We start from the raw sequence: 24,814 nt of genomic DNA on the forward strand, positions 1-24,814 counted from the left end.
CTGGCGCGGTGCCCGGACCCCGCAACGCGTACGACCTGGTCGACGCCCGGTCCGCGCCGGCCGCCGACCCCGCCGAGGAGCTGATCGTGACCGAGCCGTTCGACATCCGCCTGCGCCTGCGGGGCATCGTCCCGTGACCGAGGCCTGGCGACCGGACGACGATGACGACCAGCAGCGACGCGGGGCCGCCGGCCCCGTCCGGGTGCGGGTCCCCGCCAAGGTCAACCTGCACCTCGGGGTGGGCCCGCTGCGCCGCGACGGCTACCACGAGCTGAACACCGTCTACCACGCGATCTCCATCCACGACGAGCTGACCGCCCGGCGCGGCGACACCCTCACCCTGACCATGGAGGGGGAGGGCACCGGCGAGCTGGCCCTCGACGACACCAACCTGGTGATCCGGGCCGCCCACGCCCTCGCCGGCTACGCGGGCGTCCTGCCGCACGCCCGGCTGCACCTGCGCAAGCAGATCCCGCTCGCCGGCGGTCTGGCCGGCGGCAGCGCCGACGCGGCGGCGGCCCTCGTCGCCTGCGACGCGCTCTGGGGCACCGGCCTGTCCCGCGACGAGCTGGCCGGGATCGCCGCCGACCTCGGCTCCGACGTGCCGTTCCTGATCCACGGCGGCACCGCGCTGGGCACCGGCCGGGGCGAGGCCGTCAGCCCCGTGCTGGCCCGCCCCACCTCCTGGCACTGGGTGGTCGCCATCGCCGACGGCGGCCTCTCCACCCCCGCCGCGTACGCCGAACTCGACCGGCTCCGCGCCGCCGGCACGGCCGGGCCGCCGCTGGGCAGCACCGACGGGCTCCTCGCCGCGCTGCGCCAACGCGATCCCCGGGTGCTCGCCGCCACCCTCGGCAACGACCTCCAGGCCGCCGCGCTCGCCATGCGTCCGTCGCTGGCCGCCACCCTCAAGGCCGGCGAGGCCGCCGGGGCACTCGCCGGCATCGTCTCCGGCTCCGGGCCCACCTGTGTCTTCCTCGCCGCCGACGCCGCCGACGCCGAGCGGATCGCCGCCGAACTGGAGGCCGCCGGGGTGTGCCGCGAGGCGCGCACCGCCCACGGGCCGGTGGCCGGCGCCCGGATCGGCTGACCCACCCGCGCCCGACCCGCCCCCGGGGCGGGCCGGGCGCGTCCGCGTACCCTGGGAGCCAGGCGTCCCCAGGTGCCCGCCGGCACCGGGACGCCTTGATCATGGAAGGTGGGGCAGTGGCCAACATCGTCAACCTGGACCGGGTGTCCAAGGGGTACGGCGCCGCCGGGCCGCTGCTCACCGACGTCTCGCTCGGCCTCGACGACGCCGACCGGATCGGCGTCGTCGGCCTCAACGGCGCCGGCAAGTCCACCCTGCTGCGGATGCTCACCAAGCAGGAGGACCCCGACGACGGCCGCGTCACCCATCGCCGCGACCTGCGCGTCCTGTGGCTGCCGCAGGCCCTCGCGCTCGCCCCCGAGGCCACCGTCCGGGACGTGGTGCTCGGCACCGGCTGGCTCGATCAGAGCATGGGCGCCGAGCACGAGTGGGCCGGCGACGCCGGCGTCCGGGCCATCCTCGACGGCCTCGGCATGCCCCACCTCGGCCTCGACCAGCCCGTCGGCCCCATGTCCGGCGGCGAGCGCCGCCGCGTCGCCCTGGCCGCGCTGCTGGTCCGCGAGTCCGACCTGCTCATCCTCGACGAGCCCACCAACCACCTCGACGTCGGCGGCGTCGACTGGCTCGCGAAGCACCTCGTCGGCCGGCGCGGCGCGCTCGTCGTGGTCACCCACGACCGGTGGTTCCTCGACGCCGTCTGCACCACCACCTGGGAGGTCGCCGACCAGACCGTCCGGGCCTACGAGGGCGGCTTCGCCGCCTGGACCCTCGCCCGCGCCGAGCGGGAACGCGTCGCCGCCGCCACCGAGGCCCGCCGGCAGAACCTCCTCCGCAAGGAGATCGCCTGGCTGCGGCGCGGCCCGCCCGCCCGCACCTCCAAGCCGAAGTTCCGCATCGACGCCGCCAACGCGCTCATCGACGACGTGCCGCCGCCGCGCGACACCATGTCGCTGCAACGGCTCGCCACCGCCCGGCTCGGCAAGCAGGTGTACGACCTGGAGCACGTGCGGCTGCACGCCGGCCCCAAGGAGATCCTGCACGACACCACCTGGCAGGTCGGCCCCGGCGACCGGATCGCCATCCTCGGGCGCAACGGCGCCGGCAAGACCACGCTGCTGCGGCTGCTCGCCGGCATCACCCGCCCCGAGGCCGGCCGCTTCCACACCGGCTCCACGGTCAAGCCGGCCTTCCTCTCCCAGGAGCTGGCCGAGCTCCCCGGCCACCTGCGCGTCCTCGAAGCCGTCGAGGAGGTCGCCCGCCGGGTGCAGCTCGGCGACCGGGAGGTCTCCGCCGCCCAGCTCGCCGAGGTGTTCGGCTTCGACGACCGCCGGCTCTGGACGCCCGTCGGCGACCTCTCCGGCGGGGAACGCCGCCGCCTCCAGATGCTCCGGCTGCTCGCCGCCGAGCCCAACGTGCTGCTGTTCGACGAGCCCACCAACGACCTGGACACCGACACCCTCGCCGCCCTGGAGGACCTCCTCGACTCCTGGCCCGGCACGATCATCGTGGCCAGCCACGACCGGTACCTCATCGAACGGGTCACCGACGCCGCGTACGGGATGTTCGGCGACGGCCGCCTCGTGCACCTGCCCGGCGGCGTCGACGAGTACCTGGCCCGCGCCGCCGACCGGCAGCCCGCCGCCCCGGCCGCCCCCGCCGGGGCCCCCGCCGCCGGCACCACCGCCGCCGGCACGGGCGGCATGTCCGCCGCCGAGGCGCGGCAGGCCAAGAAGGAACTCACCCGCCTCGAACGGCAGGTCGCCAAGCTGGAGCAGCGGGAGGCCGCCCTCCTCGACCAGCTCGCCGCCAACGCCACCGACTACGCCCGGGTCGCCGAGCTGGACGCCCAGCTCAAGGACGTCCGGGCCGAACGGGAGCAGGTCGAGGAGAGCTGGCTGGCCCTCGCCGAGCAGGTGCCCGGCGGCTGACCAGGCAACCGGGCGGGGGGTGTGCGGCGTCACAGCCCGCCGTGCGGGACAATCGCAGGCGACCCCTCACCCGCACGGTCTTGGAGACTCAGACATGGCCCACACCCCCGTCAACCACCCCGCGCGGCCGATCTACCGGGCGATCGGCGGGCTCGTTGGTCTGTACTTCCTGGCCTTCGGCGTACTCGGCCTCGTCGCCAGCGCCGGCAACGACATCCTCGCCCAGGACGACACCACGGTGCTCGGCCAGGGCACCAACCTCGGCTTCTCGCTGCTGAGCCTCGTGCTGGGCGTCGCGATCCTCACCGGCACCGTGATCGGCCGCAACCTCGACGTCGCGATCAACCAGTGGCTGGCGTACGCCCTCATGGTCCTCGGCCTCGCCGAGCTGGCCTTCCTCCAGACCGACGCCAACATCTTCAACTTCACCATCACCACCGACATCGTGGTGCTCACCCTCTCCATGGTCCTGCTGATGGCCGGCATGTACGGCAAGGTCGGCACCGACGAGGAGAACGAGGCCTGGCAGAAGGCCCGGCTCGTCCTGTAGGCCCGCACACGCAGCGGGGGTCGGCACGCGCCGGCCCCCGCTGCGGCGGTTCGGCCCGCGTCCGACGCCCGGCGGGGTGACAATCCTTCCGACTGGTGTCAAACGGACGGAGGGGTCATGGCGCACTTTCCGGTCAACCACCCGGCCCGGCCGCTCTACCGGGTCCTCGCCGGGCTCGTCGGGCTCTACATCCTGCTCTTCGGCGTGTGGGGCACGGCCGCGACCTGGGGCGAAGGTCTCTTCGACCGGGGCAGCCACTGGGCCCTCGGGCTCCGCACCAACCTGGCGTTCTCGCTCGTCTCGGTGGTCTTCGGCATCGTGCTGCTGATCGGGGCGTCCCGGCGCAGCAACCTCGGCCACTACATGAACCTCACCGCCGGCGCGGTCTTCCTCGTCACCGGCACCCTGATGATGGCCGTCCTACAGACCTCGGCGAACTTCCTCAACTTCTCGATGTCCACCGTCATCGTGTCGCTGCTGTTCGGGCTGGTGCTGCTCGCCACCGGCCTCTACGACAAGGTCGGCCCGGCCGACCACGCCGAGGCCGAGGACCGGCGTCGCCGCGACCCCGTCCCCGGCCACCGCTGACCCGACGACCGGCCGGCCGCCGGCCCCGCCGTCACCGGCCCCGGGACGTGATCAGCGTCGGCTTCGCCTCCAGGTGCGACAACCCGTTCCAGGCCAGGTTCACCAGGTGCGCGGCCACCGTCTCCTTGCGCGGCCTGCGCACCTCCAGCCACCAGCGCCCCGTCAACGCCACCATCCCCACCAGCGCCTGCGAATAGAGCTCGGCCAGCTTCGGGTCGTACCCCCGGGTCTTGAACTCGGCCCCGAGGATGTGCTCGACCTGGTGCGCGACGTCGTTCATCACGCTGCTGAAGTTGCCCGTCGCCGACATCAGCGGCGACTCCCGCACCAGCACCCGGAACCCGCTGGTCTCCTCCTCGATGTAGCCCAGCAGGGTCAGCGCCGCCTGCTCCAGCAGCTCGCGCGGGTGGCCGGCGGTCAGCGCCGTGGTGATCCGGTCCAGCAGGGCCCGGACCTCCCGGTCCACCACCACCGCGTAGAGCCCCTCCTTGCCGCCGAAGTGCTCGTAGACCACCGGCTTGGAGACCTTCGCCCGGGCCGCCACCTCCTCTATCGAGGTGGCGTCGAAGCCCCGCTCGGCGAACAACTGCCGGCCGATCGAGATCAACTGCTCGCGCCGCTGGGCCGCCGACATCCGCACCCGCGACGGCGGCTTGCCCGCCGCCGCCGGCACCGCGCGCCGCCGCCCGCCCGCCCCGCCGCCCGGACCCTCTGCCATGCCGTCACCTCGCCGGCGCGCCGTGACGCCCTGTCGTGGGATGCTGCCGCCGTCGTTGGTCGCGCCGCCGTCGTCGGTCATCCGGCCATCCTGCCAGGCTACGGCCGGCCCGACCGACCCGTTTACCGCAGCCGACCCCGCCGGGGCGGCTGCGGGCGGGTCAGCTTGGCCGCGATGCGCTCCGGTTTCGGCCAGCGCACCGCCCACGCGGCCCCGGTCCGCTCCAACAGCCAGATCACCCGGGCCGAGATGTCGACCTGCCCGCGCAGCACACCGTGCCGGGCGCTCGTCGGCTCGGCATGGTGCAGGTTGTGCCAGCTCTCGCCGAACGACAGGATCGCCAGGGGCCAGAAGTTGGCCGCCCGGTCGCCCTGCCGCATCGCGAACGGCCGCTCCCCGTAGACGTGGCAGACCGAGTTGATCGACCAGGTCACGTGGTGCAGCAGCGAGATCCGCACCAGCCCGCCCCAGAACAGCGCCGTCAGCGCGCCCCGCCACGACCAGGTGAGCAGGCCGCCCATCAGCGCCGGGCCGAGCACCGTCACCACCGCCAACACCGGGAAGAGCCGGTCCACCCGGCGGGTCGCCCGGTCGGCGAGCAGGTCCGGGGCGAACCGCTCCCGGTTGGACAGCTCCCGGCCGAACAGCCAGCCCACGTGCGCGTGGAAAAGCCCCTTCGTCAGCCCCCGGACGCTCTGGCCGAACCGCCACGGCGAGTGCGGGTCGCCGTCGAGGTCGGAGAAGGCGTGGTGCCGGCGGTGGTCGGCGACCCACTGGATGATCTCGCCCTGCACCGCCAGGGAGCCCGCCACCGCCAGCGCCACCCGCAGCCACGGCCGAGCCCGGAAGGAGCCGTGGGTGAAGTAGCGGTGGTAGCCGACCGTGATGCCCAGCCCCGAGACGACGTACCAGAACCCGGCGACCGCCACGTCGGTCCAGCCCAGCCAGCCGCCCCAGGCGACCGGCAGCGCGGCGAGCAGGGCCAGGAACGGGACGACCACGAACGCCCACAGGGCGACCAGGATGCCCCGCGACTGCGGGCCCTGGGTCAGCGGCTTCGGACCGGTGGGGCGGGACTCGGTCAGAGCGGTCGACATGGCACCTCGCAGCGGGACGGCGGAGATCACGAAGTTACGCCTACGTCACCGTAACTTAGGGCGCCGGGGAACGCACGAGACAGTTCCCGGCGTGGATGCGTGGTGTGTCGTACGTCCGTCCTAACCTGCTGTTCGTGGACGACTTCCAGATCTTGGGCGACTCCCGGGCGGCAGAGGTCCGCCGGCTGCGCACCGTCGAACAGCTCAGCGTGCGCGAGATCCGGGCCCGCACCGGCCTCGGCCGCAACCGCGTCCAGGAGTTGCTGCGCGGGGTGCCCGCCCCGGAGCGGACCCGCCGGCCCAACGCCAAGGACGCCCTCCGGGCCGAGGCGACGCAACTGCGCGCCCAGGGCTGCACCGTGCCCGACATTGCGGCCCGGCTCGGGGTGGCGAAGTCGACCGCATACCGCTGGGTCCAGGGCGTGCCGTGGGAGCCCGACGTCGAGGCGGCCCGTGAGTGGCGTCGGGCGCACTCCCGGGCGATGACCGACGCCCAGTGGGCCGCCCACCGGCAGGCACGGGACGCGGCCCGCGCGGAGACCGTCAGGGCCACGTCGGCGTGGGTGGGGCGGCTGCGGCGCCGGGAGTTGATCCTGGTCGGTGCGGCGCTCTACTGGGCGGAGGGGACCAAGGCCAAGCCGTGGCGTCCGCACGACTGCCGCGTGAAGTTCGTCAACAGCGACCCGACGCTGGTCGAGGTCTTCCTCCGCTTCGTCGAGGCGATGGGTGTGCCCCGGCCGACGCTGTCGTTCCGGGTGAGCATCCACGAGTCCGCGGACGCTTCGGAGGCGGTCCGGTGGTGGGCGGAGCGGGTGGGGGTGACCGCCGACGACTTCCGGCCCGTCTCGCTCAAGCGGCACCGGCCCGCGACGGTCCGGCACAACACCGGCGACGACTATCGCGGCTGCCTGACGGTCGAGGTGCCCAGATCGCGGCGGCTCTACTGGAAGATCGAAGGGATCATGACGGGAATGGGCGCTGGCGTGGAAGCTGTGGAGCGCTAAGGTGTACTAGTCCGGCCAACCGATTGGTTTGTCCGTTTTAGACCGTCCCGGGTCGTCTAATGGCAGGACGTCAGGTTTTGGTCCTGATTATAGGGGTTCGAATCCTCTCCCGGGAGCTTCCGCTGTATCGCCGTCCTCGCGTGGTTAGCATGGCCGCGAGACTGTCGCCGTCCCGACGGGAGCCACGTCGTGTCCCAGCCCCACCTCCGCACCGTCGTCGTGCTCGCCGCCGGGGAGGGCAAGCGGATGAAGTCGGCGCTGCCCAAGGTGCTGCATCCCCTGCTCGGCCGGACCCTGCTCGGCCACGTGCTCACCGCCACCGGCCCCCTGCGGGCGGAGCGGACCGTCGTCGTGGTCGGCCACGGCGCGGACCGGGTCCGGGCGCACCTGGCCGAGGTCGCCCCGGAGGCCGTCCCGGTGCTCCAGGCCGAGCAGCGCGGCACCGGTCACGCGGTCCGGATCGCCCTCGACGCCGTCGCCGACGCCGCGGGGACCGTGGTCGTGATCAACGGGGACGTGCCGCTGCTGCGCCCCGAGACGGTCGCCGCTCTGGTCGACGCGCACGAGTCGGCCGGTGCGGCGGCGACCGTGCTCGCCGCCGAGGTGCCAGACCCGACCGGGCTCGGGCGGATCGTCCGGGACGAGGCGGGCCGGCTGCGGCAGATCGTCGAGGAGCGCGACGCCACCGCCGAGCAGCGGGCGCTGCGGGAGATCAACGCCGGCAGCTACGCGTTCGACGCGGTGCGGCTGCGCGACGCGCTGGGCAAGCTCTCCACCGACAACGACCAGGGCGAGGAGTACCTGACGGACGTCTTCGCCCTGCTGGTCTCCGCCGGTGAGCCGGTCGGGGTGCACGTGGCGGCCGACCACGTGGAGACGCTGGGCTGCAACGACCGGGTCGAGTTGGCGGCGCTGCGCCGGCTGCTGCGCGACCGGGTCAACGAGGCGTGGATGCGCACCGGGGTGAGCATCCTGGACCCGGCGACGACGTGGATCGACGTGACGGTGGCGGTGGACCGGGACGCGGTGATCGACCAGAACACGCAGCTGCGCGGCCGGACGGTGGTGGGCGCGGAGGCGGTGGTGGGCCCGGACGTGACGCTGATCGACACGGTGGTCGGGCCGGGGGCGACGGTGCTGCGCAGCCACGCCGTCGACGCCGAGGTCGGCGCAGGGGCCAGCGTCGGGCCGTACGCGTACCTGCGGCCGGCGGCGCGGCTGGCCGAGAAGGCCAAGGTCGGCACGTTCGTCGAGGTGAAGAACTCCGAGGTCGGGGCGGGCGCGAAGGTGCCGCACCTGTCGTACGTGGGTGACGCGACGATCGGGGCGCGGGCCAACATCGGCGCGGCGACGATCTTCGTGAACTACGACGGGGTCGACAAGCACCGCACGACGGTCGGGGAGGCGGCCTTCATCGGCTGCGACACCAGCCTGATCGCCCCGGTGGAGGTGGGGCCGGGCGCGTACGTCGCGGCGGGCAGCGCGATCAGCCAGAACGTGCCGCCGGGGGCGCTCGGGGTGACCCGCGCGCCGCAGCGCAGCATCGAGGGGTGGGTGGCCCGGCGGCGGGCCGGCACGGCGTCGGCGGAGGCGGCGGAGCGCGCTTTGCGGGCTGCGGCGGAGGATGCTCCTGGGGCATAGTGGGGCGCAAGGGAAGGTGAGGCAATCCACGAGGGCGCCGAGGCGGTTCGGGGGCCGCCAGGCGGGGGAGATACTGCAAACCCACTAGTCCCCGGCCCCACACCGCAGCCGGGCACACCGACCAACGGGAGCAGACGGGCCCATGGGCAGCATCGTCGCCGAAAACCGCAAGAGTCTGATGCTCTTCTCCGGACGTGGTTTCCCGGACTTGGCCAGGGAGATCGGTGAGGTCCTCGGCGTCGCGCCGACGCCCGCCGACGCGTACGAGTTCGCCAACGGTGAGATCTTCGTGCGCTTCAAGGATTCGGTACGCGGTTCGGACGCCTTCGTGGTGCAGTCCGTGACGCACGGGGTCAACACCTGGGTCATGGAGACCCTGATCATGGTGGATGCGCTGAAGCGTGGGTCGGCCAAGCGGATCACCGTGGTCCTGCCGTTCTACCCCTACTCGCGGCAGGACAAGAAGCACCGTGGCCGGGAGCCGATCTCGGCGCGGCTGGTGGCGGATCTGCTGAAGACGGCGGGGGCGAACCGCATCCTGACGGTGGACCTGCACACCGCGCAGATCCAGGGGTTCTTCGACGGCCCGGTGGACCACCTGTTCGCGATGGACGTGCTGGCCGAGTACGTGGAGCGCAAGTTCGCCGGGCGGCCGATGACGGTGGTGGCGCCGGACTCGGGCCGGGTGCGGGTGGCGGAGCGGTGGACCGACCGGCTGGGCGGTTGCCCGCTGGCGTTCATCCACAAGACGCGGGATCCGTTGAAGCCGAACCAGGTGGTCGCGAACCGGGTGGTCGGTGAGGTCGAGGGCCGGGTGTGCCTGATTGTCGACGACATGATCGACACCGGTGGGACGATCGCCAAGGCCGCCGACATCCTGCGGGAGTCGGGCGCGGCGGAGATCGTGGTGGCGTCGACCCACGCGCTGCTGTCTGATCCGGCGGTCGAGCGGCTGAAGAACAGCCCGATCACCGAGGTCGTGGTGACGAACACGCTGCCGTTGCCGCCGGAGAAGCAGCTCGACAAGATCACGGTGCTGTCGATCGCGCCGCTGCTGGCCCGGGCGATCCGGGAGGTCTTCGACGACGGCTCGGTGACGACCCTCTTCGGTGGCCTGAGCTGAGGTGGGCACCCCGCGCCGGCCGCCGTCCCGGTGGCCGGCGCGGTCCGGTGTTGGGCGTTTTCACTCCTGACAGCGGGCGGGGCGGGGACTGCCGTCGGGCGCGTATTCAGCTCGGGTAGACTGTTGCGGTTGCCACGGCGAGGGTGCCCGGCGGGCCGCTGAAAAGCACCGCACGGAGGCACCGTGATCGACGCGGTGCTCCGGGCAGTCGTTCATGACGCATGAGCCCCAGCGAGCCCCCTCGCCCCAGCACCGCAAGACGACAAGCCGCCGCAGCGAAAAGCATCAGGAGTTTCCCCGTGTCCGAGGTAAAGATCAGCGCCGAGCCCCGTACCGAGTTCGGCAAGGGTGGTGCCCGTCGTACCCGCCGGGCCGGCATGGTGCCCGCCGTGCTGTACGGCCACGGCGAGAAGCCGAAGCACATCGCGCTGCCCGCGCGTGAGTTCGCCGCCGCGATCCGTAAGGGCGGCGCCAACCAGTTGTTCGCGATCGAGGTCAGCGACGGCACGCAGGTGCTGGCGCTGCCGAAGGCGATCCAGCGTGACCCGATCAAGGACAGCTTCGAGCACGTCGACCTGCTGCTGGTCCGCCGTGGCGAGAAGGTCACCGTCGAGGTCCCGGTCCAGCTGACCGGCGAGGCCGCGAAGGACACCCTGATCGTGCACGACCACGACACCCTCTCGGTGACCGCCGACGCCACCAAGGTGCCGGACCACCTGGAGGCGTCGATCGAGGGCCTGGAGGCCGGCACGCAGGTCACCGCCGCCGACGTGGAGCTGCCGTCGGGCGTCGAGCTGGCCGCCGACCCGGAGCTGTCGGTCGCCGCCGTGACCGCGGCCCCGACCGCCGAGCAGCTGGAGGCCACGCTGCCCGAGGTCGAGGCCACCGCCGAGGAGGCCGAGGCCGGCGAGGAGACCGCCGAGGGTGCCGAGGCGCCGGCCGCCGAGGGCGAGGAGGCCCCGGCCGAGGCGAAGACCGAGGCCTGACCGGTCTGTTTTTCCGTGCGACAGGCGCCCCCGACCCCGGGGGCGCCTGTCGCAGTATCGGGACCGGGTCTGGCTGGCCGCCGGGTGCGGCGGCGGAGCGGGAGGGGTGTGGCGTGACGGACGAGGCGGGGCCGTGGCTGGTGGTCGGCCTGGGGAACCCGGGCCGGGAGTACGCGGGCAACCGGCACAACGTGGGCTTCATGGTGGCCGAGCTGCTGGCCGCCCGGGTGGGCGGGAAGTTCGGCCGGCACCGGCGGGCGGTGGCCGAGGTGGCCGAGGGGCGGCTGGGGCTGGGCGGGCCGAAGCTGGTGCTGATGAAGCCGCTGACGTACATGAACCTCTCCGGGGGGCCGGTGGCCGGGTTGGCGCAGTTCCACAAGGTGCCGCCGGGCCGGGTGATCGCAATCCACGACGAGCTGGACATCGGCTACGGGCAGGTGCGGGTCAAGTGCGGCGGCGGCGAGGGCGGGCACAACGGGCTGCGTTCGATGTCGAAGTCGCTGGGGACGAAGGACTACGTGCGGGTGCGGTTCGGCATCGGTCGGCCGCCGGGGCGGCAGGACCCGGCCGACTACGTGCTGTCCGACTTCTCCGCCGCGGAGCGCAAGGAGCTGGAGTTCCTGGTGGACCGGGCGGCGGACGTGGTCGAGTCGGTGGTCACCCGGGGTGTGGAGCCGACCCAGAACCTGTATCACGGGGCCTGAGCCGGGCGGGGCGGCACGGCGGGCGGTCGTGCGGCCGGTAGTCTGCGCCTTTCCGGCGGACCACGGCCGGCAGGTGGGCGTGGCCGGCAGGTGGCTGCGGCCCGTGGGGCGGGTCGCGGCGAGGCGACGGGAGCGAGTGGTGGGCAGTCCTCCGATGATCGACGGCGCGTTCGCCCGGTGGCTGGCGACCCAGGCCGGGCAGGCGTTGCTGGCCGTCCGGGCCGAGCTGGGGTTCGCCGACCCGGGGGCGTTGCGGTCGGCGGGGGACAAGGTCTCGCACGACCTGATCCGCACCGAGCTGGCGAAGTGGCGGCCGGGGGACGCGGTCTGTTCGGAGGAGGACGAGGGGTCGCGGCTGGCGTGGGCGGCGGAGGTGAGCGCCGGGGCGGTGTCCCGGCTGACCGCCGACCGGGTGTGGATCATCGACCCGTTGGACGGGACCCGGGAGTTCTCCGAGGAGGGCCGTTCGGACTGGGCGGTGCACGTGGCGCTGTGGGCGCGCACCGCGTCGACGCCGCACCGCCTGGTGGCGGGCGCGGTGGGGTTGCCGGCGCAGCACCGGGTGCTGGGCACGGACCTGCCACCGGCGTACCCGCCGATGACCCTGGAGGCGGCGACCTCGGACGGCGGAAGGACCATCCGGTTGGCGGCCAGTCGTAGCCGTCCGCCGATTTTCCTGACCGACCTGGCGGAGGATGTGGGCGCTCATCTGGTGCCGATGGGCTCGGCGGGGGCGAAGATCGCCGCTGTGGTGACGGGTGAGATCGACGCGTACGTCCACGCGGGCGGCCAGTACGAGTGGGACTCGGCCGCTCCGGTGGCTGTGGCGACGGCCACCGGCCTGCATGCTTCCCGGATCGACGGTTCTGCGCTGAAATACAACGAGGCCGACCCGCGCCTGCCGGATCTGCTGGTCTGCCGCAAGGATCTCGCCAGCCGGTTGCTTGCAGCGCTGCAGAGGCATTCCGGGTAGCCTGAGCAGTCTTCTTCACGTGTCCGACCGGAAAGGTCTGGAATCCATGAGCGCAGCCGAGCGGATCGAGGCCGGGTCATGACCGCCCCCGCCGCGTACCAGGTCTCCCACCTCGATGCCCTGGAGGCGGAGAGCATCTTCGTGATGCGTGAGGTGGTTGCGGAGATGGAGCGGCCGGTGCTGCTCTTCTCGGGTGGTAAGGATTCGATCGTGATGTTGCGGTTGGCGCAGAAGGCGTTTGCGCCGGCGAGTGTGCCGTTTCCGGTGATGCATGTGGATACGGGGCACAACTTTCCCGAGGTCCTGGAGTATCGGGATCGTCGGGTGGCGGAGTTGGGGTTGCAGTTGATCGTGGCGTCGGTGCCGGAGGCGTTGGCGCGGGGGTTGGTGCGGGAGTCCGGGGACGGGATGCGTAACCGGATCCAGACGCCGGTGTTGTTGGACGCGGTGGAGAAGCACCGGTTCGACGCCCTGTTCGGTGGGGCGCGGCGGGATGAGGAGAAGGCGCGGGCGAAGGAGCGGGTGTTCTCGTTCAGGGACGAGTTCGGGCAGTGGGATCCGAAGAACCAGCGGCCGGAGTTGTGGTCGTTGTACAACGGTCGGCATCATCCGGGTGAGTCGATCCGGGTGTTCCCGTTGTCGAACTGGACCGAGTTGGATGTGTGGCACTACATCGCCAGGGAGCGGATCCCGTTGCCGTCGATCTACTTCGCGCACGAGCGTGAGGTCGTCGAGCGCGACGGGATGTTGTACGCGGTGAACGAGTTCTTCACCCCGCGGGCGGGTGAGACGCGGTTCGTGGAGGTGGTGCGGTACCGGACGGTGGGTGACGCCTCGTGCACGGCGGCGGTGCGTTCGGATGCCGCGACGGTGGCGGCGGTGATCGAGGAGGTGGCCGCGACGCGGGTCACCGAGCGGGGTGCGACGCGGGGCGACGACCGGGTCAGTGAGGCCGCCATGGAGGACCGTAAGCGGGAGGGCTACTTCTGATGAGCATCGACATGGCGCCGGTCGAGGTGGAGGCGCGGCCGATGGACCTGTTGCGGTTCGCCACGGCCGGGAGTGTGGACGACGGTAAGTCGACGTTGATCGGCCGGTTGTTGTATGACACGAAGTCGTTGTTCACCGATCAGTTGGCGGCGGTGGAGGCGGTGTCGGCGGCGCGGGGGGACGAGTACACGAACCTGGCGTTGTTGACCGACGGGTTGCGGGCGGAGCGGGAGCAGGGCATCACGATCGATGTGGCGTACCGGTACTTCGCGACGCCGCGGCGGAAGTTCATCATCGCGGACACGCCGGGTCATATTCAGTACACGCGGAACATGGTGACGGGGGCGTCGACGGCGGACCTGGCGTTGATCCTGGTGGACGCGCGTAAGGGCCTGGTGGAGCAGTCGCGGCGGCACGCGTTCCTGTGTTCGTTGTTGCGGGTGCCGCATCTGGTGTTGTGTGTGAACAAGATGGACCTGGTCGACTTCGACCGGGAGGTGTTCGAGGCGATCGCGGACGAGTTCACGGCGTTCGCGGCGAAGCTGGACGTGCCGGACCTGACGGTGGTGCCGGTGTCGGCGCTGCGGGGGGACAACATCGTGTCCCGGTCGGAGGACATGCCGTGGTATGAGGGGCCGTCGTTGCTGCACCATCTGGAGCGGGTGCACATCGCCTCGGACCGCAACCTGCAGGACGTGCGGTTCCCGGTGCAGTACGTGATCCGGCCGCAGTCCACCACGGTGACGGACTACCGGGGCTATGCCGGTCAGGTCGCCTCGGGGGTGTTGAAGGCCGGTGACGAGGTGATGGTCCTGCCGTCGGGGTTCACCTCCCGCATCGCCGCGGTGGAGACCGCCGACGGGCCGGTCGAGGAGGCGTTCCCCCCGATGTCGGTCACCGTCCGGCTGGAAGACGAGATCGACATCTCCCGCGGGGACATGATCTGCCGCCCCCACAACGCCCCGACCGTCGCGCAGGACATCGAGGCGATGGTCTGCTGGATGGACGAGACCCGCCCGCTGACCGTCGGCGGCCGCTACGCCATCAAGCACACCACCCGCTCCGCGCGGGCGATCGTGCGGGGCCTGCACTACCGCCTCGACATCAACTCCCTGCACCGCGACGAAACCGCCACCGAACTCAAGCTCAACGAGATCGGCCGGGTGCGGCTGCGCACCACGATCCCGCTGCTGGCGGACGAGTACCGCCGCAACCGCACCACCGGCGGCTTCGTCATCATCGACGAGGCCACCAACCGCACCGTCGGCGCGGGCATGATCGTCGAGGCCGCCTGAGCCGAGCCTCTTCGCGGCCCCCCGCCGGTGCCCGGCGGACGCCCGCCCGGCGTTGTTAACAGGGGCCCCTTGCTATGCAGAATGCGTTAACAAGGGGCCCTTCCTTACAAGCGGTGGGCGCCGGGGGCCGGGGTGGCCAGGTGGAAGCCGGGGGCGCGGAAGCCGCGCTCGGCGTACCGGGTCGTGACGGAGTCGGCCACCGCGTCGGCGCGGTCGGCGTCGACCAGGGCGAGGACGCAGCCGCCGAAGCCGCCGCCGGTCATCCGTGCCCCGTACGCCCCGGCGGCCAGGGCCGCCTCGACCGCCGTGTCGACCTCCGGCACGGTGATCTCGAAGTCGTCGCGCATCGACGCGTGGGAGGCGGTCAGCAGGGGCCCGATGTCGCGTACCCGGCCGGCGCGCAGCAGCGCCACGGCGTCGAGCACCCGCTGGTCCTCGGTGACGACGTGCCGGACGCGGCGGCGGGTCTCGTCGTCGTCGAGGCGGGCGAGGGCGTCGTCGAGGTCGGCGGCGGCCACGTCGCGCAGGGCGGGCACCCCGAGCAGCCCGGCGGCCTTCTCGCAGCCGGCGCGGCGGGAGGCGTACTCGCCGTCGGCGTGCCGGTGCGGGGCCCGGCTGTCGATCACCAGCACGGCCAGCCCGGCGGCGGCCAGGTCGAACGGGATGTGCTCGACGGCCTCGGTGCGGCAGTCGAGGAAGAGGGCGTGGCCGGTGCGGCAGCGGATCGCCGCGGACTGGTCCATGATCCCGGTGGGCGCGCCGACGTAGGCGTTCTCGGCCCGCTGGGCGAGCCGGGGCCGCCCCTCGGCCGGCAGGTCCAGCCCGCCGAGGTCGACGAGGGCGGCCAGCACGGCGGCCTCCAGCGCGGCCGACGACGACAGCCCGGAGCCGAGCGGCACGTCGGAGGCGACGGCCAGCCGCGCCCCGGGCACCCGGTGGCCGGCCTCGCGCAGCGCCCACACCACCCCGGCGACGTACGCGGCCCAGCCGGTGACCCGGCCGGGGGCGGCCACCTCGTCGCCGCCGAACCCGACCTGGTCGCCGGTGAGCTCCGACCAGACCGTCCAGCGGCCGTCGTCGGCGGGGGCGGCGGCGACCACGGTACGCAGCGGCAGCGCGAACGGCAGCACGAAGCCGTCGTTGTAGTCGGTGTGCTCGCCGATCAGGTTGACCCGTCCGGGTGCCGCCCAGCGGCCGGCGGCGGGTGCGCCGTACCGCTGGTGGAAGCCGGCGGCGGCCCGGTCGGCCACCTCCCCCGTCGGCGCGGGCGAGGGGTGCGCGGGGTCGGTCACGGACGCTCCAGGATGTGCGTGCGGTAGAAGGCCCAGGCGTCGCCGACCATGTCGTGCAGGGTCGGCTTCTCGGGCGTCCAGCCCAGCTCCTCGCGGGCCAGGGCGGAGGAGGCGACCAGCTCGGCCGGGTCGCCCTCGCGGCGCGGGGCCACCTCGACCGGCAGCGGCCGGCCGGTGACCTCGCGGACCACGTCGACGACCTGCCGGTTGGTGAACCCGGCGCCGTTGCCCAGGTTGTAGACGCGGTGCCGGCCGGGCACGGCGGCGGTGAGCGCCAGCAGGTGGGCGCGGGCCAGGTCCTCGACGTGGATGTAGTCGCGCACGCAGGTGCCGTCGACGGTGGGGTAGTCGTCGCCGAAGAGTTGGAGCTTCTCCCGCCGGCCGGCGGCGACGTCGAGGGCGATCGGGATGAGGTGGGTCTCCGGGTCGTGCCGCTCGCCGATGGCGACGTCGCCGCGCAGGTACGCCCCGGCGACGTTGAAGTAGCGCAGCGACACGGCGGCCAGGTCGTGCCCGATCGCCTCGGAGGTGAGCGCCATGTCCACGGCCAGCTTGGTGGCCCCGTACGTGTTGGTGGGGGCCTTGACGGCGGTCTCCGGGATGGGCAGCTCGGTCGGGTTGCCGTAGACGGCGGCGGTGGAGGAGAAGACCATCCGGGGCACCCGCGCGGCCCGGACGGCGTCGATCAGGGCGAGCGAGCCGACCGTGTTGTTCTGCCAGTACAGCTCGGGCCGGACCATGGACTCGCCGGCGGCGATGAGGGCGGCGAAGTGCAGCACCCCGTCGAAGCCCGCCTCGGGGGTGAGCACCCGGGCCGCCTCGTGGATGGGCGCGTCGACCCAGGTGGCGTCCGGGGCGAGCGCCTCGCGGTGCCCGGTGCGCAGGTCGTCGAGGACGACGACCTCGTGGCCGGCGTCGACCAGCATCCGGGTCACCACGCTGCCGATGTAGCCGGCGCCGCCGGTGACGAGCAGTTTCACGTCGGGGTCCTCCTGCCTGGCCGCGCCTCGCCGCGGCCGTCCGCGCCCACCCTACGGCGGCCGGCTGTGGCCGCGCCCGGCGTCGCCGCACCGCCATTCCATCACAATCTTTCAGGACTGAACAGATACGCACACCGTCACTCCGGGTGGACGACCTGTGCCGAAGCGTCGCGGGCCCTACGATGAGTTGTCATGCGGGAAGCGGGTGGTCCCGGGCTCCGCCGGCGACCGGTGGGGCGGCTCCGACGCGAACCGGGCCCCCTGGCCCGCGCCGTCGCCCGGCTGGTGGTCCGGGCCGCCGACGGCGCGACCCGGCTGGTCACCGACCTGCTCGGGGCCAGCCCCGCCGCCGGCCGGGAGCGGATCAGCGAGGCCGAGCTGCGGGACCTGGTCGCCGCCAGCACCGTCCTCGACGCCGACGAGCGGCGGATCATCGACGAGGTGCTGGCCGCCGGGGCGAGCCTGGTCCGCGAGGTGATGATGCCCCGCACCGAGGTCGTGTTCCTGTCGGTCGCGATGACCGTCGCCGAGGCGGAGCGGCTGGTCCGGGCCGAGACGCACCGCCGCTACCCGGTCGTCGACGGCACCCACGACGACGTGGTCGGCTTCGTGCACCTACGCGACGTGCTGCTGCGCCCCGACCTCGACCCGGGCGTCACCGTCGGCGAGCTGACCCGGGAGGTCAAGCGGCTGCCCGGCAGCAAGCGGGTGCTGGCCGCGCTGACCGAGATGCGCCGCGAGGGCCACCACCTCGCGGTGGTGGTCGACGAGTACGGCGGCACCGCCGGCATCGTCACCTGCGAGGACCTGATCGAGGAGCTGGTCGGCGAGATCCACGACGAGCACGACGGCGACCCGGAGCCGGAGCCGACCGGCCTGCCCACGGTGGTCGACGGCCGGCTCAACCTCGCCGACTTCGCCGAGCGCACCGGGCTGCGGCTGGCCGCCGGCCCGTACGAGACGGCCGGCGGGTACGTGATGGCCGCGCTGGGCCGGCTGCCGGTGGTGGGGGACGAGGTGCCGGTGGCCCCGCCGGCGGCGGACGGCGGCGACCGGGACCCGGACGACCCGCCCGGCGGGTGGCTGCTGCGGGTGCTGGCGCTGGAGGGCCGCCGGGTGTCCCGGCTCGCGGTCTCCGTGGTGCGCCTGCCCGAGCCGCGACGCGAGGTCACCGGCCCGCTCGCAGCGGCGGAGAGCCGACCCGCCGGCCCGTCATGACGGACGCCGGGGGTTGCTGACAGAATGCCGGCATGTCCGACGTACCCGCCCGCCCCCGCGTGTTCTCCGGCATCCAGCCGACGGCCGACTCGTTCCACCTCGGCAACTACCTGGGCGCGGTGCGGCACTGGGTGGCGTTGCAGGACACCCACGACGCGTTCTACTGCGTGGTCGACCTGCACGCCATCACGGCCGGGCACGACCCCAAGGTGCTGCGGCAGCGCACCCGGGTGGCCGCCGCGCAGCTCTTCGCCGTCGGCCTGGACCCGGAGCGCAGCACGCTGTTCGTCCAGTCGCAGGTGCCCGAGCACTCGCAGCTCGCCTGGGTGCTGGGCTGCATCACCGGCTTCGGCGAGGCCAGCCGGATGACCCAGTTCAAGGACAAGTCGCAGAAGCAGGGCAGCGAGCGCTCCAGCGTCGGCCTGTTCACCTACCCGATCCTCCAGGCCGCCGACATCCTGCTCTACCAGGCACACGCCGTCCCGGTCGGCGAGGACCAGCGGCAGCACCTGGAGCTGTCCCGCGACCTGGCGCAGCGGTTCAACTCGCAGTTCGGCAAGACGTTCGTCGTGCCCGCGCCGCACATCGTCAAGGACACCGCGAAGATCACCGACCTACAGGACCCGACGGCCAAGATGTCGAAGTCGTCGTCCTCGCCGACCGGCATCATCGACCTGCTGGAGGACCCGGCCCGCTCGGCCAAGAAGATCCGCTCGGCGGTCACCGACACCGGCCGGGAGATCGTCTTCGACGCCGAGACCAAGCCGGGCGTGTCCAACCTGCTCACGATCTACTCCGCGCTGACCGGCCGCAGCGTCGACGACCTGGTCGCCGCGTACGCGGGGCGGGGCTACGGCGACCTGAAGAAGGACCTGGGCGAGGTGGTCCGGGAGTTCGTCACGCCGATCCAGGAGCGCACCCGGGCCTACCTCGACGACCCGGCGCAGCTCGACAAGCTGCTCGCGGCCGGCGCGGAGAAGGCCCGCGCGGTCGCCTCGGCGACGCTGCACGAGACGTACGAGCGGGTCGGGTTCCTCCCGCCGGTCCGCCTCGGCTGACCGCCCGGCGCGACGGGTACGGGTGGAGACGGGCGGGTCGGTGGCCGGAGGGGTGGCGCGGAGCGTGGATCGCAGGGACGGGGCGCCGCAGGCCGGCGACACCATCCAGATCGGGATCGCGGTGGACATCCCGGAGCCGTGGGGCGGCCTGCTCACCCGGCGGCGGGTCGAGGCCGGCGACCCCCTCGTGGTGCCCGCGCACGTGACGCTGCTCGGGCCCACCGAGATCCCGACGGCGGCGCTGCCGGCGGTCGAGCGGCACCTCGCCGGGGTGGCCGCCACGCACCTGCCGTTCACCCTGCACCTGCGGGGCACCGGCACGTTCCGCCCGGTGACGCAGGTGGTGTTCGTGGCGGTGGCCGCCGGGATCAGCGAGTGCGAGCTCCTCGCCGCCGCGATCAACTCTGCCCCCGAGCTGCACCGGGAGGCCCGGTTCCCCTACCACCCGCACGTCACGGTGGCGCAGGACGTCGCGCCGGAGGCGCTGGACCGGGCGTACGAGGACCTGGCCGACTTCTCGGCGGTGTTCGAGGTCGACTCGTTCACGCTCTTCTCGCACAGCGGTCAGACCCGGTGGCAGCCGCGCCGGGACTTCCTGCTCGGCGTGTCCTGAGCCGGCGACGCTCTCCCGTGCGGGCGGCGGATCGGCGAGGATGACGGCGTGGAGGTCTTCGGGCGGATCGAGGCCGGCATCGACCGGCGGGTGAGCGCGGCGCGTCGCCGGTCGCGGACCTTCGACCACCTGTGGCGGGCCGGCAACCTCTACGCGGAGGTGCTCGGCGGGCGGCTGGCGGCGGCGATCGCCTACTACGGCTTCTTCGCGGTCTTCGCGCTGGCCCTGGTCGCGTACTCGATCTTCGGGGCGATCCTGGAGGACAACGACGAGGTCAGCGACGCGGCGGCCGGCTTCCTCAAGGAGAACCTCCCCTTCCTCGACCCGGCGCAGATCGCCCAGAGCAGCAACACGGTCGGGGTGGTGGGCCTGGTCATCCTGGTCTTCACCGGGATCGGCTGGGTGGAGGCGATCCGCTCGTCGCAACGGCTGATGTACGGGCTCAACCAGCAGCCCGGCAACCTGGTGGTGCGCCGGCTGGTCGACCTGGGCGTGCTGGTGGGGGTGTTCGTCCTGCTCGGCCTGTCGGTGGCCGCCGTGGACGCGCTGGAGTCGCTGCTGCGCTTCCTGCTGCGCAGCACCGGCTCGGTGGGGCTGACCGTGATCAGCGCCGTGCTCAGCGTGTTGGTCAACGCGGTGCTGGCCGCCGCCCTGCTGGTGGCGGTGCCCCGGCTGCGGATGAGCCGCCGCCGGCTGCGCCCGGTGGTGTTCGCCGTGGCGGTGGGCATCACCCTGCTCAACACGGTCGGGCGGTTCTACGTGGTGCGCACCGAGCGGAACCCGGCGTACACGGTGGTGGCGGGGGCGGTCGGCCTGCTGCTCTACCTCTACCTGCTCAACCAGCTCGTGCTGTTCGGCGCGGCGCTCGCCGCGACCAGCCCGTACGGCCGGGTGGTGGACCTGGCCGAGGGGGCGGCGCCGGCCGACCTCGACGCGGAGGCCGACGCCGACACCGGTCCGGGCACGCCCGGCGGGGCGGGATGACCCGCGCAACGTTCGGCTGATTCGGGCGGATGCCCGGCCCGGGAACGTGAGGGCCGGGCCATGATGGGCGCGTGGGCGCACTCGTGACGTTGGACCTGCCGGACGACTCGCCGATGCTCGGCCTGCCGTGGATCATCACGTTCGGCCCGCTCGACGACGTCGACGAGTGGGAGCCGGTGGTCTGCGGCCCCTACGAGCGCCCGCACGCGCTGGCCCTCGCCGAGTCGGTGGTGGCCGAGGAGCAGCTCATGGCCGTGGTGGAGCCCCTGGTGCCCGCCCTGTCGCCCGACGAGATCCGCGGCGAGATCGCCGCCGCCCGCATCGCCGCCTCCGACGAGGCGGCCCGGATCGAGGCGTCCGACCTCTACGGCGACTTCGACGACGTCATCGACGACGAGCTGGAGGCCGCCGCCGAGGCGGCCGGGGAGCCGGCCGGGCCCCGTCCCGCGCCCGCCGAGGCCGAGCTGCGGGCCGGCTTCGCCCGCATCGCCAAACTGCTCACCGAGAAGGGGAGCTGACCGTCGGCCCCGGCGTGCCGACCCGCCCGCCGAGCCGCTGACCGTCGGCCGTCGGATCCGCCCACCGCCGCTCAGTGCGTCCCGCCCAGGTTGAGCACGACCACCCCGGCGATGACGAGCGCCACGCCGACGACCTTCGTCACGCTGAGCGGCTCGCCGAGGAAGGCCGCCCCGACCGCGACGATCGCCGCCGTGCCCAGCCCGGACCACATCGCGTACGCGACGCCGACCGGGATCTCCCGCACCGCGAGCGAGAGCAGCCCGAACGCCGCCAGGTAGGCCACCGCCAGTCCGAGCGTCGGCCACAACCGGGTGAACCCGTGCGTCGCCTTGAGCAGGCTCGTCCCGACCACCTCGGACGCGATCGCGAGCACCAGGAACAGATACGCCATGCGGCGATTGTCCCCGCGCCGGTCGCGGCAGACCCCGCGCCGTCCCGGACGGACGGCGGCGCCCCGGGGAGCGGAACTCCACGGGGCGCCGCCGCCACCTTCACCCCCCACCACAAGGGGTCGGCTGTCCTGGCCGCCCGTCGGCGCGCGGCACGACGGACGACCAGGGGTCCAGGGCGGGCTGTACCCGGCTCAGCGCCGTTCGAACCACGCGGCGGCGTCGACCGGCAGGACGTGCCCCGTGTCCTGCCCGGTCAGCTCCGCGCTGGCCACGACCGGCTCGCCGTACCCGTCGATCCGCACCGGCGCGTCGCTGAGGTTGACCACGCAGGTCAGCTCCGCGCCGCCGCCGGTGCGGCGGAACGCGAGCACGCCGGGGCCGGTCGACTCCAGCCAGGTCACGCCGTCGGCGTCGCGGGCGAGCGCCGGGTGGGTGCGCCGGGCGCGCAGCGCCGCGCGGTAGAGCTCCAGGGTCGAGCCGGGCGCGCCGGCCTGGGCGGCGACCGAGAGGGCGGCCCAGGTCGCGGGGGCCGGCAGCCAGCTCAGCTCGCTGCCGGCCGGCCCGAAGCCGTACGGGGCCAGCTCGCCGCTCCACGGGATCGGCACCCGGCAGCCGTCCCGGCTCTCGCCGGTGCGCAGGAACGACGGGTCCTGCCGCAGCTCGTCGGGCAGGTCGAGCACCTCCGGCAGGCCCAGCTCCTCGCCCTGGTAGAGGTAGGCGCAGCCGGGCAGCGCGAGCATCAGCAGGCTGGCCGCGCGGGCCCGGCGCAGGCCGACCTCGCCGTCGCCGTAGCGGGTGACGTGCCGCTGCTTGTCGTGGTTGGACAGCACCCAGGTGGTCGGCGCGCCGACGATGGTCGCCTCGGCCAGCGCGGTGTCGATCACCTTGCGGAACGAGTCGGCCGACCAGGTGGCGTCGAGGAAGTCGAAGCTGAACGCCTGGTGCAGCTCGTCGGGCCCGATGTAGCGGGCGAGCCGCTGCGGCGTCTCGGCCCACGCCTCGGCCACGGCCATCCGGCCGCCGGGGTAGCTGTCCAGGATCGGTCGCCAGGCCCGGTAGATCTCGTGTACCTCGTCCTGGTCGAAGTACGGCAGCCGGCCCTTGCCGAGCAGCTCGGACTGGCGGCGGCCGCCGGTCATCGAGTTGAAGCCGACGTCGGGCAGCCCCTCGGCCTTGATCATGCCGTGGGCCACGTCGATGCGGAACCCGTCGACGCCCCGGTCGAGCCAGAAGCGCAGCACGTCCTCGAACTCGGCCCGCACCTCGGGGTGCCGCCAGTTGAGGTCGGGCTGGGCCGGGTCGAACAGGTGGAGGTACCACTGGCCGTCGGGCACCCGGGTCCAGGCCGGTCCGCCGAAGATGCTCTCCCAGTCGTTGGGGGGCAGCTCGCCGCGCCCGCCCCGGCCCTCGGCGAACAGGTAGCGGGCCCGCTCCGGGGAGCCGGGGGCGGCGGCGAGCGCGGCGACGAACCACGGGTGCGCGCTGGAGGTGTGGTTGGGCACGATGTCGACGATGATCCGCAGGCCGAGCGCGTGCGCGTCGGTGATCATGTGGTCGAAGTCGGTCAGGGTGCCGAACATGGGGTCGACGTCGCGGTAGTCGGCCACGTCGTAGCCGCCGTCGACCATCGGCGAGGTGTAGAAGGGGGTCAGCCAGAGCGCGTCGACCCCGAGGTCGCGCAGGTAGGGCAGCCGCTCCCGGATGCCCTGGAGGTCGCCGACGCCGTCGCCGTCGGAGTCGGCGAAGCTGCGGACGTAGACCTGGTAGACGACCGCGGAGCGCCACCAGTCGTCGTCGGAGGTCAGCGGCGTGGGGGTGCTGGCGGTCATGGGTGGCGATCCCCGTTCTGTGGCGCGGGACGGCGTGGGTGCGGGGCACGGCGGTGTGCCACCGGTGGTCAGAGCAGGATGCCGTCCCGCTGCTGCAAGAGTCAAGCAGGACTTGCGCAAGAAATGACGGCGGTCAGCCGGCGCTCCTGGCCAGCGCGGCGGCGGGCTGCCGCGCGGCCGGCTGCCGGACGACCGCCGTGGAGCCGCGTACCACCAGCTCGGGCCGGAACAGGTACTCCGAGTGCGGGGCGGCGTGCCCGTTGATCTCGTCGACCAGGGCCCGCACGGCGGCCACCGCCATGGCGGCCACCGGCTGGCGCATCGTCGTCAGCGGCGGGTCGGTGAAGGCCATCAACGGCGAGTCGTCGTATCCGACCACGGACAGGTCGCCGGGGACGGACAGCCCGCGCTGGCGGGCGGCCCGGATCGCGCCGAGGGCCATCAGGTCGGAGCCGCAGACCACCCCGGTCACGCCGCGCTCCAGCAGCCGCCCCGCGGCGGCCTCGCCGCCCTCCACCCCGAACAGGGTCAGCTCGGCGAGCTCGGCCAGCTCGGCCTCGGGCAGGCCCGCCAGGCGCGCCATGGCGGCCCGCCAGCCGGCGACCCGGCGCTGCACGGGGACGAACCGGTCCGGGCCGGTGATCAGCCCGATCCGTCGGTGCCCCAGGGCGACCAGGTGGGCGACGGCCAGCTCGGTCGCCTCCCGGTCGTCGCAGGAGACGAAGGGCGCGGCGATCCCGGGGACGTACCCGTTGATCATGACGACGGGCAGCGGCCTGGCGATCAGCGCGCGGTACCGGTCGTGGTTGGCGGCGGTGTCGGCGTGCAGGCCGGAGACGAAGACGATCCCGGAGACCTGGCGGTCGAGCAGCATCTCGACGTACTCGTCCTCGGTGACGCCGCCCGGGGTCTGGGTGCACAGCACCGGGGTGAAGCCGCTCTGCGCCAGGGTCGACTCGATCACCTGGGCGAACGCCGGGAAGATCGGGTTGTCCAGCTCCGGCACCACCAGGCCGACGAGGCCGGCGCTGCGCTTGCGCAGCCGGGCCGGGCGCTCGTAGCCGAGGACGTCGAGGGCGGTCAGGACGGCCTGCCGGGTCTCCGGGGCCACGCCGGGGCGGTCGTTGAGCACCCGCGACACCGTGGCCTCGCTGACTTCGGCCTGTTGGGCGATGTCGGACAGTCGAGCGCGCATGGCGGCACTTTAGCTCACGGGCAAGTTCTTGCGTACCTTTCTGCAAG

Annotated in this window: 24 protein-coding genes, 1 tRNA gene and 1 pseudogene; 19 read left to right on the plus strand and 7 right to left on the minus strand. The window is 73.2% G+C overall.

Annotated elements, in window-relative coordinates:
* The first annotated feature begins 8 nt into the window (after positions 1 to 8).
* The 5 genes from O7633_RS24415 (at position 9) to O7633_RS24435 (ending at position 4,156) form a co-directional block, all read left to right on the plus strand.
* Positions 9 to 137, plus strand: coding sequence for a hypothetical protein (locus O7633_RS24415; RefSeq protein ID WP_256095797.1), 129 nt, complete (start codon positions 9 to 11; stop codon positions 135 to 137).
* Positions 134 to 1,090 (plus strand): 4-(cytidine 5'-diphospho)-2-C-methyl-D-erythritol kinase, encoded by a 957-nt coding sequence (locus O7633_RS24420; RefSeq protein WP_178063311.1) that lies wholly within the window; start codon positions 134 to 136, stop codon positions 1,088 to 1,090. The genes O7633_RS24415 and O7633_RS24420 overlap by 4 nt, the downstream gene beginning before the upstream one ends.
* A gap of 116 nt (positions 1,091 to 1,206) precedes the next feature.
* Complete coding sequence (locus tag O7633_RS24425; protein WP_282324060.1) at positions 1,207 to 3,018, plus strand: ABC-F family ATP-binding cassette domain-containing protein; 1,812 nt, start codon at positions 1,207 to 1,209, stop codon at positions 3,016 to 3,018.
* Positions 3,019 to 3,112: 94 nt separating this feature from the next.
* The gene (locus tag O7633_RS24430; protein WP_074477111.1) at positions 3,113 to 3,568 is read left to right on the plus strand and encodes a DUF4383 domain-containing protein; all 456 of its coding nucleotides are present in this window, start codon (positions 3,113 to 3,115) and stop codon (positions 3,566 to 3,568) included.
* A 117-nt stretch (positions 3,569 to 3,685) separates the two neighbouring features.
* Complete coding sequence (locus O7633_RS24435; RefSeq protein WP_074477112.1) at positions 3,686 to 4,156, plus strand: DUF4383 domain-containing protein; 471 nt, start codon at positions 3,686 to 3,688, stop codon at positions 4,154 to 4,156.
* Between the two features lie 31 nt (positions 4,157 to 4,187).
* Here O7633_RS24435 and O7633_RS24440 read toward each other — a convergent pair whose 3' ends face one another.
* A complete protein-coding gene (locus O7633_RS24440) occupies positions 4,188 to 4,874 on the minus strand; it encodes a TetR/AcrR family transcriptional regulator (protein ID WP_074477142.1) in 687 nt (228 codons plus the stop codon).
* 122 nt (positions 4,875 to 4,996) lie between these two features.
* Positions 4,997 to 5,971 (minus strand): acyl-CoA desaturase, encoded by a 975-nt coding sequence (locus O7633_RS24445; protein WP_282324061.1) that lies wholly within the window; start codon positions 5,969 to 5,971, stop codon positions 4,997 to 4,999.
* Between the two features lie 134 nt (positions 5,972 to 6,105).
* On the opposite strand from O7633_RS24445, the gene O7633_RS24450 reads away from it, so the two are divergent.
* The 9 genes and pseudogenes from O7633_RS24450 to cysN all read left to right on the plus strand — a co-directional run bounded on the left by O7633_RS24450 (position 6,106) and on the right by cysN (position 14,687).
* Complete coding sequence (locus O7633_RS24450) at positions 6,106 to 6,975, plus strand: helix-turn-helix domain-containing protein (RefSeq protein ID WP_282324062.1); 870 nt, start codon at positions 6,106 to 6,108, stop codon at positions 6,973 to 6,975.
* Between the two features lie 45 nt (positions 6,976 to 7,020).
* A tRNA-Gln gene (locus O7633_RS24455) sits at positions 7,021 to 7,091 on the plus strand.
* Between the two features lie 73 nt (positions 7,092 to 7,164).
* Positions 7,165 to 8,694, plus strand: a pseudogene (glmU, locus tag O7633_RS24460) (bifunctional UDP-N-acetylglucosamine diphosphorylase/glucosamine-1-phosphate N-acetyltransferase GlmU); the annotation flags it as partial.
* A gap of 64 nt (positions 8,695 to 8,758) precedes the next feature.
* The gene (locus O7633_RS24465; protein ID WP_278131893.1) at positions 8,759 to 9,739 is read left to right on the plus strand and encodes a ribose-phosphate diphosphokinase; all 981 of its coding nucleotides are present in this window, start codon (positions 8,759 to 8,761) and stop codon (positions 9,737 to 9,739) included.
* Positions 9,740 to 10,038: 299 nt separating this feature from the next.
* The gene (locus tag O7633_RS24470; protein WP_282324063.1) at positions 10,039 to 10,725 is read left to right on the plus strand and encodes a 50S ribosomal protein L25/general stress protein Ctc; all 687 of its coding nucleotides are present in this window, start codon (positions 10,039 to 10,041) and stop codon (positions 10,723 to 10,725) included.
* Between the two features lie 113 nt (positions 10,726 to 10,838).
* Positions 10,839 to 11,429, plus strand: a complete 591-nt coding sequence (gene pth, locus O7633_RS24475; RefSeq protein WP_074477117.1) for an aminoacyl-tRNA hydrolase — start codon at positions 10,839 to 10,841, stop codon at positions 11,427 to 11,429.
* Positions 11,430 to 11,583: 154 nt separating this feature from the next.
* Positions 11,584 to 12,402 carry an inositol monophosphatase family protein gene (locus O7633_RS24480; RefSeq protein ID WP_282328631.1) on the plus strand — a complete coding sequence of 273 codons (819 nt, stop codon included), beginning with the start codon at positions 11,584 to 11,586 and terminating at the stop codon, positions 12,400 to 12,402.
* 78 nt (positions 12,403 to 12,480) lie between these two features.
* Complete coding sequence (gene cysD, locus O7633_RS24485; protein ID WP_282324064.1) at positions 12,481 to 13,392, plus strand: sulfate adenylyltransferase subunit CysD; 912 nt, start codon at positions 12,481 to 12,483, stop codon at positions 13,390 to 13,392.
* The gene (cysN, locus tag O7633_RS24490) at positions 13,392 to 14,687 is read left to right on the plus strand and encodes a sulfate adenylyltransferase subunit CysN (RefSeq protein ID WP_282324065.1); all 1,296 of its coding nucleotides are present in this window, start codon (positions 13,392 to 13,394) and stop codon (positions 14,685 to 14,687) included. The genes cysD and cysN overlap by 1 nt, the downstream gene beginning before the upstream one ends.
* A gap of 104 nt (positions 14,688 to 14,791) precedes the next feature.
* Here the strand turns inward: cysN and galK are convergent, their stop codons facing one another.
* Both galK and galE read right to left on the minus strand, forming a co-directional pair.
* Entirely contained in the window at positions 14,792 to 15,937 is a 1,146-nt protein-coding gene (gene galK, locus O7633_RS24495; protein WP_282328632.1) for a galactokinase, read from the minus strand.
* Between the two features lie 38 nt (positions 15,938 to 15,975).
* On the minus strand, positions 15,976 to 16,959 hold the full coding sequence (galE, locus tag O7633_RS24500) for a UDP-glucose 4-epimerase GalE (protein WP_278131903.1): 984 nt from the start codon (positions 16,957 to 16,959) through the stop codon (positions 15,976 to 15,978).
* Positions 16,960 to 17,151: 192 nt separating this feature from the next.
* Between galE and O7633_RS24505 the strand changes: the two genes are divergently transcribed.
* The 5 genes from O7633_RS24505 to O7633_RS24525 all read left to right on the plus strand — a co-directional run bounded on the left by O7633_RS24505 (position 17,152) and on the right by O7633_RS24525 (position 21,350).
* Complete coding sequence (locus O7633_RS24505) at positions 17,152 to 18,177, plus strand: hemolysin family protein (RefSeq protein WP_282324066.1); 1,026 nt, start codon at positions 17,152 to 17,154, stop codon at positions 18,175 to 18,177.
* A 32-nt stretch (positions 18,178 to 18,209) separates the two neighbouring features.
* Entirely contained in the window at positions 18,210 to 19,235 is a 1,026-nt protein-coding gene (gene trpS, locus O7633_RS24510; RefSeq protein WP_278131908.1) for a tryptophan--tRNA ligase, read from the plus strand.
* Positions 19,236 to 19,257: 22 nt separating this feature from the next.
* Positions 19,258 to 19,848: a 2'-5' RNA ligase family protein gene (locus tag O7633_RS24515; protein WP_282324067.1), complete on the plus strand. Its 591-nt coding sequence runs from the start codon at positions 19,258 to 19,260 to the stop codon at positions 19,846 to 19,848.
* Positions 19,849 to 19,896: 48 nt separating this feature from the next.
* Complete coding sequence (locus tag O7633_RS24520; protein WP_074476771.1) at positions 19,897 to 20,832, plus strand: YhjD/YihY/BrkB family envelope integrity protein; 936 nt, start codon at positions 19,897 to 19,899, stop codon at positions 20,830 to 20,832.
* A 71-nt stretch (positions 20,833 to 20,903) separates the two neighbouring features.
* On the plus strand, positions 20,904 to 21,350 hold the full coding sequence (locus O7633_RS24525; RefSeq protein WP_074476770.1) for a hypothetical protein: 447 nt from the start codon (positions 20,904 to 20,906) through the stop codon (positions 21,348 to 21,350).
* A 71-nt stretch (positions 21,351 to 21,421) separates the two neighbouring features.
* Here the strand turns inward: O7633_RS24525 and O7633_RS24530 are convergent, their stop codons facing one another.
* The 3 genes from O7633_RS24530 to O7633_RS24540 all read right to left on the minus strand — a co-directional run bounded on the left by O7633_RS24530 (position 21,422) and on the right by O7633_RS24540 (position 24,767).
* On the minus strand, positions 21,422 to 21,742 hold the full coding sequence (locus tag O7633_RS24530; protein WP_077936069.1) for a multidrug efflux SMR transporter: 321 nt from the start codon (positions 21,740 to 21,742) through the stop codon (positions 21,422 to 21,424).
* Positions 21,743 to 21,934: 192 nt separating this feature from the next.
* Positions 21,935 to 23,572, minus strand: a complete 1,638-nt coding sequence (locus O7633_RS24535; RefSeq protein WP_282324068.1) for a glycoside hydrolase family 13 protein — start codon at positions 23,570 to 23,572, stop codon at positions 21,935 to 21,937.
* Between the two features lie 133 nt (positions 23,573 to 23,705).
* Entirely contained in the window at positions 23,706 to 24,767 is a 1,062-nt protein-coding gene (locus O7633_RS24540) for a LacI family DNA-binding transcriptional regulator (RefSeq protein ID WP_278131915.1), read from the minus strand.
* Between the last annotated feature and the right edge of the window lie 47 nt (positions 24,768 to 24,814).

This window comes from Micromonospora sp. WMMD712 (assembly GCF_029581295.1).
Taxonomy (GTDB): Bacteria; Actinomycetota; Actinomycetes; order Mycobacteriales; family Micromonosporaceae; genus Micromonospora; species Micromonospora carbonacea.